11 protein-coding genes are annotated in these 7,999 nt (G+C 63.0%); 6 read left to right on the forward strand and 5 right to left on the reverse strand.

Annotated elements, in window-relative coordinates; translation table 11 throughout:
- Window positions 1-142 precede the first annotated feature (142 nt).
- Window positions 143-964 carry an acyl-CoA thioesterase gene (locus A2J01_RS13230; RefSeq protein WP_003943337.1) on the forward strand — a complete coding sequence of 274 codons (822 nt, stop codon included), beginning with the start codon at window positions 143-145 and terminating at the stop codon, window positions 962-964.
- A gap of 35 nt (window positions 965-999) precedes the next feature.
- Here A2J01_RS13230 and A2J01_RS13235 read toward each other — a convergent pair whose 3' ends face one another.
- Window positions 1,000-1,665, reverse strand: a complete 666-nt coding sequence (locus tag A2J01_RS13235; protein WP_007732932.1) for a hypothetical protein — start codon at window positions 1,663-1,665, stop codon at window positions 1,000-1,002.
- A 37-nt stretch (window positions 1,666-1,702) separates the two neighbouring features.
- Here A2J01_RS13235 and tesB point away from each other — a divergent pair, with 37 nt between their 5' ends.
- The gene (tesB, locus tag A2J01_RS13240; protein ID WP_007732935.1) at window positions 1,703-2,572 is read left to right on the forward strand and encodes an acyl-CoA thioesterase II; all 870 of its coding nucleotides are present in this window, start codon (window positions 1,703-1,705) and stop codon (window positions 2,570-2,572) included.
- Window positions 2,572-3,177 carry a pyridoxal 5'-phosphate synthase glutaminase subunit PdxT gene (pdxT, locus tag A2J01_RS13245; protein WP_007732937.1) on the forward strand — a complete coding sequence of 202 codons (606 nt, stop codon included), beginning with the start codon at window positions 2,572-2,574 and terminating at the stop codon, window positions 3,175-3,177. Before tesB ends, pdxT begins: the two co-directional genes overlap by 1 nt.
- A gap of 25 nt (window positions 3,178-3,202) precedes the next feature.
- On the opposite strand, the gene A2J01_RS13250 is transcribed toward pdxT, so the two are convergent.
- Together A2J01_RS13250 and A2J01_RS13255 are read right to left on the reverse strand one after the other, a co-directional pair.
- Window positions 3,203-3,880: a response regulator gene (locus A2J01_RS13250; RefSeq protein WP_058227942.1), complete on the reverse strand. Its 678-nt coding sequence runs from the start codon at window positions 3,878-3,880 to the stop codon at window positions 3,203-3,205.
- Window positions 3,835-5,049 (reverse strand): sensor histidine kinase, encoded by a 1,215-nt coding sequence (locus A2J01_RS13255; protein ID WP_230359835.1) that lies wholly within the window; start codon window positions 5,047-5,049, stop codon window positions 3,835-3,837. Before A2J01_RS13255 ends, A2J01_RS13250 begins: the two co-directional genes overlap by 46 nt.
- Window positions 5,050-5,160: 111 nt before the next feature.
- Here A2J01_RS13255 and A2J01_RS13260 point away from each other — a divergent pair, with 111 nt between their 5' ends.
- Both A2J01_RS13260 and A2J01_RS13265 read left to right on the forward strand, forming a co-directional pair.
- Entirely contained in the window at window positions 5,161-5,361 is a 201-nt protein-coding gene (locus A2J01_RS13260) for a hypothetical protein (protein ID WP_003943331.1), read from the forward strand.
- Between the two features lies 1 nt (window position 5,362).
- Window positions 5,363-6,064, forward strand: a complete 702-nt coding sequence (locus tag A2J01_RS13265) for a GAP family protein (protein ID WP_064112869.1) — start codon at window positions 5,363-5,365, stop codon at window positions 6,062-6,064.
- Between the two features lie 13 nt (window positions 6,065-6,077).
- On the opposite strand, the gene A2J01_RS13270 is transcribed toward A2J01_RS13265, so the two are convergent.
- Together A2J01_RS13270 and A2J01_RS13275 are read right to left on the reverse strand one after the other, a co-directional pair.
- Window positions 6,078-6,998, reverse strand: coding sequence for a hypothetical protein (locus tag A2J01_RS13270; protein ID WP_064112870.1), 921 nt, complete (start codon window positions 6,996-6,998; stop codon window positions 6,078-6,080).
- Window positions 6,995-7,351, reverse strand: coding sequence for a GntR family transcriptional regulator (locus tag A2J01_RS13275; protein ID WP_003943322.1), 357 nt, complete (start codon window positions 7,349-7,351; stop codon window positions 6,995-6,997). Before A2J01_RS13275 ends, A2J01_RS13270 begins: the two co-directional genes overlap by 4 nt.
- A 145-nt stretch (window positions 7,352-7,496) precedes the next feature.
- On the opposite strand from A2J01_RS13275, the gene A2J01_RS13280 reads away from it, so the two are divergent.
- A partial coding sequence (locus tag A2J01_RS13280; protein ID WP_064112871.1) for a YebC/PmpR family DNA-binding transcriptional regulator occupies window positions 7,497-7,999 on the forward strand: 503 nt, incomplete at its 3' end.

The raw sequence follows: 7,999 nt of genomic DNA on the forward strand, positions 1-7,999 counted from the left end.
ACGGCGGAGGCGATCCACCCCCATTCTGAGTAGGGCGGCATGCAACTCCATGATTTTGTATGCCCACTTTGGTGGCCGGGGGTGCGTCAGGCATTGTGTGAAGGTCGGTAGACGTCGGTACACGGGAAGATGTGGAGCATCGATGGCGAGGATCGAAGAAATTCTGGAGTTGGAACGCCTCGAGCGGGACATCTTTCGAGGAATCATCGCGGAGACCACCCTGACCCGCACTTTCGGCGGCCAGGTCGCCGGACAGGCATTGGTGTCGGCGGTACGCACGGTCGATCCGGCCTACTCGGTTCATTCGTTGCACGGATATTTCCTGCGTCCGGGAAATCCGATGGAGCCGACGGTTTTTCTGGTTGATCGTGTTCGGGACGGTCGATCGTTCGCGACCCGCTTGGTCACCGGAATTCAAGACGGGCAAGCCATTTTCACGATGTCGGCGTCCTTCCACGTCCAAGACGAAGGCATCGAGCACCAGGACGAGATGCCACCCGTTCCTGACCCCGAGACCTTGGCCATCGCCCAGGATTCGGAGGATCCCGAGACTGCGTGGCTGGCGCGTGAGTGGTCCGATTGGGACCTTCGAATGGTGCCGAAGGCCGACATCGACAAACGTCCGGGCGCTGCCGCGCAGCAGCAAGTGTGGTTCCGTTCCCGCGAGGCACTCCCGGACGACCCGGTATTTCACGTGTGCACGCTTGCCTACATGAGCGACATGACGCTGCTCGGATCTTCCCGCGGCCCCCACATGGACGTCGCCATGCAAAGCGCTTCGCTCGATCACGCCATGTGGTTCCTGCGGCCGTTCCGCGCCGACGAGTGGCTGTTGTACGACCAGACGTCGCCGTCAGCGGGCTTCGGTCGCGCACTGACGCAGGGACGAATCTTCGACAGCCGAGGAAATATGGTTGCTGCAGTCGTCCAGGAGGGTCTGACCAGGCTGTATCGCCCGAAGTGAGGTCGTCCGACGTGAGATCAATCGCAGTGAGACCTTCACTGGCGAGACCGCACCGCAGGCCGGGCCGGATGGTCGTATCTGACCTCGAAATCGACCTCCTCGGACACTTCTGATCGGTGTTCGAGGAGTGCCTCGACGGTCCACAGATCTGCCTCCGGTGTGTGCCGCCGCATGGCAGGTTCGCTCATGTCCAGGCGGACGCTGACGTCGAACTCCAGCCCGCGCCCGAGCAACATCGGACCGGCGATCACGATGACCGCGCGCTCATGGACGGGGATACGGGTCGACCGAGCCGATCGATCGGTGGGTTCGTCCCAGAGTTTCGGCAAGAACGCCCGTTTTGTGCGGGCTGCGGTGATCACTTCACGATCGAGTGCCGGATAGTCGAACCAGATAGTGCGGTAACTCAGCGCATCCTCGTGGCCGAACTCGTATCGCAGCGAAGCCGGCCGTACGTAGTCGTGCAGTGACACAACAGCACTCGGCCTGTTGCGCGACTCGACGGCGGTGCCGACCAGTTCCGCGAGCCGAGACGGCTGTGCACAATCAGGTCCGTCGATCGCTACTACCGCCACCGACGGAAACGATCCGCTCAGCGTTGCAATCTGCTCGGCCAAGGCGAGGGGACTGGACGGGATGAATGTACTCACGCCCACCATGGTGCCGTGCCCGCTCGCCGAGGCGATATTGTGAACCGTCATCGCGCCCAGTGCGGCGGTCTATGTTTTCGGAGGACTCATGGTTGGTATCGAGGAGATCCTCGCGCTCGAACACCTGGAGAAGGACATCTTCCGTGGTGCGGTCCATCCCACCGCACTTCAACGGACGTTCGGCGGGCAGGTTGCCGGGCAGTCGTTGGTTTCTGCCGTGAGCACCGTTGACGAGAGCTACCACGTGCACTCGTTGCACGGATATTTCCTGCGCCCGGGCAATCCGAAGATTCCGACGGTCTACCTGGTGGACCGCATCCGCGACGGGCGCTCGTTCTGCACCCGCCGGGTGAATGCAGTTCAGGACGGCAAGACGATCTTCACGATGTCGGCCTCGTTCCACGTCGACGACGAAGGTATCGAGCACCAGGACCGGATGCCCTCCGTTCCGGCGCCGGAGGACTTGCCGGACGCGCAGACCGTTCCGAAGTTGGCTGAATCGCAGTTCTATCAGGAGTGGAAGAACTGGGACATCAGAATTGTGCCCGCTGAGCAGAGCGCGTCAGCGCCGGATCTCGCCGCGCAACAACGCGTGTGGATGCGCTACCGCGAGGCTCTGCCGGATCGTCCGCTGCTGCACATCTGCACCCTCGCGTACCTCAGTGACATGACCCTGCTCGGAACTTCCAAAGTCCCGCACCGCGGCGTGAAGACGCAGACTGCTTCGCTCGATCACGCGATGTGGTTCCTGCGTCCGTTCCGGGCCGACGAGTGGTTGCTCTACGACCAGACGTCGCCGTCGGCAGGTTTTGGTCGCGCGCTCACTCAGGGGCGTATCTACGATCGCGATGGCAACATGGTGGCAGCGGTGGTTCAGGAGGGTTTGACGCGTCTCGAACGCGAACCCGACAGCCATGAGAGCAAGAACAGCCGTGAGAACAAGACAGGAACTGTGTGATGACGCGTCCGTTGATCGGTGTACTCGCCCTCCAAGGTGATGTTCGCGAACACCTTGCCGCACTCGATGATTCGGGAGCGGATGCGGTGGGTATCCGGCGCCCGGAGGAACTCGACAAGGTCGACGGCATCGTGATCCCCGGTGGCGAATCCACCACGATGAGCCGGCTTCTGCAGGTATTCGAGCTGCTGGAACCGCTTCGTGAGCGACTCCGCGGCGGGCTGCCGGCTTACGGATCGTGTGCGGGCATGATTCTGCTCGCCAGCGAGGTACTAGACACCCGGCCGGACGCCGAGCATCTCGGCGCCATCGACATGACGGTGCGCCGCAACGCTTTCGGTCGGCAGGTCGATTCTTTCGAGTCCGACCTGGAGTTCGAGGGCATCATCGGTGATCCCATTCGCGCTGTCTTCATCCGCGCGCCGTGGGTGGAGCGAGTTGGGCCGGGCGTTGAGGTCCTTGCGCAGGTTCCCGCCGCCGCGGGGGAGGCCGCGGGCCGGATCGTCGCGGTTCGGCAGGGCTCGGTGATCGCCACTTCTTTCCATCCCGAGGTTACCGGGGACCGTCGAGTGCACGAGATGTTCGTCGATCTGGTTCGCGGATAACTGGAGTAGTCAGCCTCGGCCGAACCTACAGCTCCAGTTCGCGGGCAAGGATCGCCGCCTGGACGCGTGAGGTGAGGTGCAACTTCGACAGAACTCGCGACACGTGCGACTTCACCGTCGGAGCACCGACTCCGAGTTCACGCGACAGTTCGGCGTTGGACATGCCCGTCCCCAACAGCGCGAGGACCTCGCGTTCACGGTCGGTGAGCTCGCTCAATCCCAGCGGTTCGGTGGGTTTGGGTGCGCGCTGCACGAACTCGCCGATCAGTGCACGCGCCGCACGAGGAGCGAGCACTGCATCTCCGGCTGCGACATTGCGGATAGCGCGGGTCAGTTCGTCCGCTGTCGCAGTCTTGAGCAGGAATCCCGACGCACCGGCGCGCAGGGCCGCGAAGACGTATTCGTCGAGGTCAAAGGTGGTCAACACCAGAACCCGGCTGCGGGTCGTCCCGATGATCTGACGCGTCGCCTCGATGCCGTCGGTGCCTGGCATCCGGACGTCCATGAGTACGACGTCGGGTTGATGTGTGCGGGTGACGGTGATCGCCGACGCTCCGTCACCGGCTTCTGCGACGACATCGATGTCGTCGTGCTGCCGCAGGATCATCGCGAGTCCCGACCGGATCGCGGCGTGGTCGTCGACCAGGGCGACGGTGATCACCGATCCGTTCCGTTCGGCGCGGGGACCGGTATCTGTGCGCATACCGTCCATTCTCCGTCGACCGGAAGTGCGTCGAGTGAACCGCCCAGCAGTTCGGCGCGGTGACGCATGTTTGCAAGTCCGTGCGTTCCCGCCCGAAAACTGGATGTGTCGCGACCGATGGGGTTTCGGATCTCGATCTGTAATGCATTGTGCTGGAGAGAGATCGACATCGAGATCGGTGCACCAGGCGCATGCTTGAGCGCATTGGTCAACGCCTCCTGGGTGATCCGGTACGCCGTGTGATCGACCACGCTCGGCAGGTCGGCAGTATCGATGTCGATCGCAACGTGCACGGCGGCGCCGGCTGCCCGAACTGCGTCCAGGACGACGGGCAACTCGGTCAGCCGCGGGGGAGAGGAACGCGGGTCCGGGGTCTCGTCGTCCCCGGCGTGGAGCAGTTCGATCATCGACCGCATCTCGGAAAGGCCCGCGAGACTGCTCGATCTGATCGCTCCGATCATCTCCCTCAATCCGTCGTCTGGTTGGCCCCGTTCACCGGAGAGAGCTGAGGTGGACAGTGCCGCCTCGGAATGGATTGCGATGGCGGAGAGGTGGCTTGCGATGACGTCGTGCAGATCGCGCGCCATGGTTGCTCGTTCGTGAGCGACTGCGGCCTCGCGGTCCAGAGTGGCGAGTGCTTCGTGGACTCTGGAACGCTCGCGTTCGGCCTCGGTCAGTTCGACTTGTCGACGGATGACCAGTGCCCACCACACCGGTGTACCGAAGAACAGAGCGGTCACCACGCCTGCCCCAGCCGCAGCGCGGACGTCCTGGGTGGACAGGTAGACGAGTGCGGTGAGCGCGGCAACCGTCACCGCGGTCAGAGAACACACCACTCGGCCCAGCCGCGCCGTCCCGTACAGAACTGCGGCGTAGGTGAGATCCGAGAGGACCAGCCACATCGGCAGAGTGGGTCCCAGGGCAGCGTCGACCGCGACGATGACGGCCCCCGCCGCCAAAGCTGTTGCCGGACGCACCCGCCGGAACGAGTCGATCGCACACAGCAGAGCCAGCATCCCGATCCGAACCCCGGCGGGAACGTCGGCGACACCTCCGACATCGGTCCACATTTGGTACAGGCCGACCAGGTAGAGGAGTACCCCGATCGCGAACAGGCCGAAGGCGATGAGCGGATCGTTCCACTTGCCGACACTCCGACTTCTGGTCACCACAGACTTATCAGAGCACATCGGGGCGCCTGACTTGTCATACCAAATGATGAGGTCGGCGTTGTTCCGATGGCTGATGTGCGGATTCGAGAGAGAAGACAGGCTCGACGTATGAAAATTCGCTTCGAGTTGATGATCGGCATTCTCTTGGTCGTCGGTGGCGGCTGTCTGTGGCTGTTCGCGCGTGACGCCGAGTTCTTCTGGTTTCGCGGCGGACCACTCGGCGTGATCCTCGCGATCATCGGTGCCTTCGACATCGTGAATGCAGTCCGAACGAGGGAGACAGCGATACCCGAGCGCCGAAACGACTGACGTGGAACTCGTCCTGCTCACCACGCTGGGCGGGCTCGCCCTGCTGGACAGTACGAGCATCGGAACATTGGTCGTCCCGGTCTGGATGTTGTTGATGCCGGGACGACCGCAGGTTCGCAGGCTGCTGACGTATCTGGTGGTCATCACGACGTTCTATTTTGTTGTCGGGGTGGCAGTCTGGACGACGGCACGGGCAGGCATGCCTGTCGTCGCCCCGCTGCTCGAAACCCCCGCCGCCCGCGGTGCGCAGTTGATTCTCGGTATCGCGTTGTTCGCGTGGAGCTTTCGATTCGATTCCGAGAAGAGGCGCACATCCGGTCAGGCCGATCGAACCCATGTTTGGCGAGAGCGGGTGCTCGGCTCGGCCAGTTCCGCGAGAAGTGTTGTACTTCTCGCGATTGCTGCGGGAACCGCCGAATTGGTGACGATGTTGCCCTACTTGGCGGCGATCGCGATGATCACCGCTGCTGGGCTGCCCGCAGTCGCGTCTGCGTCGATACTTGCCGGATACTGCCTGATCATGGCCATGCCCGCAGTGCTTCTGTTGTGCGGGCGGGTCGTGGCCGGCAACCGCCTCGACAAGCCGCTGCGCCGAGTGGACTCGCTGATGTCTCGCTACGGCGACAGCGCAATGGGTTGGGTATTCGGCATTGCCGGTTTCTACCTCGCCGGCAATGCCGCTGCCGTGTTGTTCGTGAATTGACGTTGTTCGTGAATCAACCAGCCTGAACCAACGAATTGATCAGCTTCACACCGTCTTCCGGGTGATCGACGGTTACGGCGAACAGTCGTCCGCTCTCGAGAGTGACCACGATGGCCTCACCCGAGCGGAGAGTGACGGCTGTTCCGCGCGGTGTCATTCGGTAACCCCATCCGCCCCATTCGGCTGGACGTATCGCGTCGACCGATGCGGACTTCACCTTCGAGATGGGGATCTTCTTCCATCGAACGCCCCAGGAACTGATGCCGACACCGTGACGGTCGACGCGCACGGTGACCGACGCGAATGCTGTGACGGCGAGGGTGGACACACCCAGGATCACGGCAACCCACCAATCCGAGTACGCGGCAGTCGCGATCACGAGAACTACGAGGCCGGCTGTAACGATCCACGGCCAGACGCTGCGGACCTGCCCGACCCACACTGCACGTTCGGAGGCCGTCAGCGGAGTGTCGAGCGTCGGGGTCGGCAGTGGCGACTCCGGGCCGCTTCGTTGCTGGTCAGGCAGCGCGTATGCCAGAACTCCTACGAGTACCGCCGCGATCGGCGCAAGAATCCACCAGCCGATACGCGCGGCTTCCGGCGACCCGGCGTCGATCGTCAGGGCGACGCTCAGAATCCAGATCGTCGCCAGTGTCGCACTCGAGATCGAGGAGACGGCCAGAAACAGGGGCGCGTTGTCGCTCGAACGGGCCGCGACGACACAGGCGCAAACGACAGCCACCAGAGAAATCACCAGCGCGATGGCGAAAAACGTCGTCGTGGTGCTGAAGCCGTCCGGGGTCGATCCGGACCAATGGCTCGCGACGGTCTCGGGTAGGCGGTCACCCCACGCGAAGCGTGCGAGAACCAGGATCAGGGTCGGGATCAGAGTCAGCGAAGCTGCTGTCCAGAGTCGGATCTTGCTGGTCGTCATTGTGTGCTGGTCTCCTTGATGAGGTCGAGCATGTGCGCAGTGTCGAGTCCGAGATTTCGGGCCTGCCGTACGAACTCGCGCGCAGATTCGTTGAGAGCTGTTCTTCCCGAGTCGAATTCGGCGCGAATGACGGCGCCACGTCCGCGTCGGAGGTCGATCAGGCCTTCGTCGCGGAGTGTTGCGTACGCACGAAGAACCGTGTGGAGATTGACGTCGATCGACTCGGCGAGAGCGCGAGCGGACGGCAGGCGGTCACCTGGTCCGATCTCACCGCGGATGACCGAGCCACGAACCCCGGCTGCAATCTGCTCCGCGAGTGGAGTTGTGGAGGCGTGATCTATTCGGACCAACATGTTTGCATTCTATGCAAACAATGCGTGGTTTGACTAATTCGTGTCGGGGGATGCAGCGAGTTGTGACGTGGGACGGGTAACATCGGCAGAGCTGAAAGACGCGCATTCGGCGTGCGCAACGCAGCAGGAAAGGGGCTTGAATCGCATGAGCGGCCACTCAAAATGGGCCACCACCAAGCACAAGAAGGCTGTGATCGACGCACGTCGTGGCAAATCCTTCGCGAAGCTGATCAAGAACATCGAGGTGGCGGCACGAACCGGCGGTGGCGATCCCACGGGCAACCCCACCTTGTACGACGCCATCCAGAAGGCGAAGAAGACGTCTGTTCCCAATGACAACATCGAGCGTGCGCGCAAGCGCGGCGCCGGTGAAGAAGCGGGCGGCGCAGACTGGCAGACCATCATGTACGAGGGCTACGGACCCAACGGCGTCGCCGTTCTGATCGAGTGCCTCACCGACAACCGCAACCGCGCAGCCGGTGAAGTTCGCACCGCGATGACCCGTAACGGTGGCAACCTCGCTGACCCGGGTTCCGTCTCCTACCTGTTTGCTCGCAAGGGTGTCGTCACGCTCGAGAAGAACGGCCAGTCGGAGGACGACGTCCTGATGGCTGTGCTCGACGCCGGTGCCGAGGAAGTCACCGATCG

This window comes from Rhodococcus sp. EPR-134, from assembly GCF_001647205.1.
Classification (GTDB): Bacteria; Actinomycetota; Actinomycetes; order Mycobacteriales; family Mycobacteriaceae; genus Rhodococcus_F; species Rhodococcus_F qingshengii.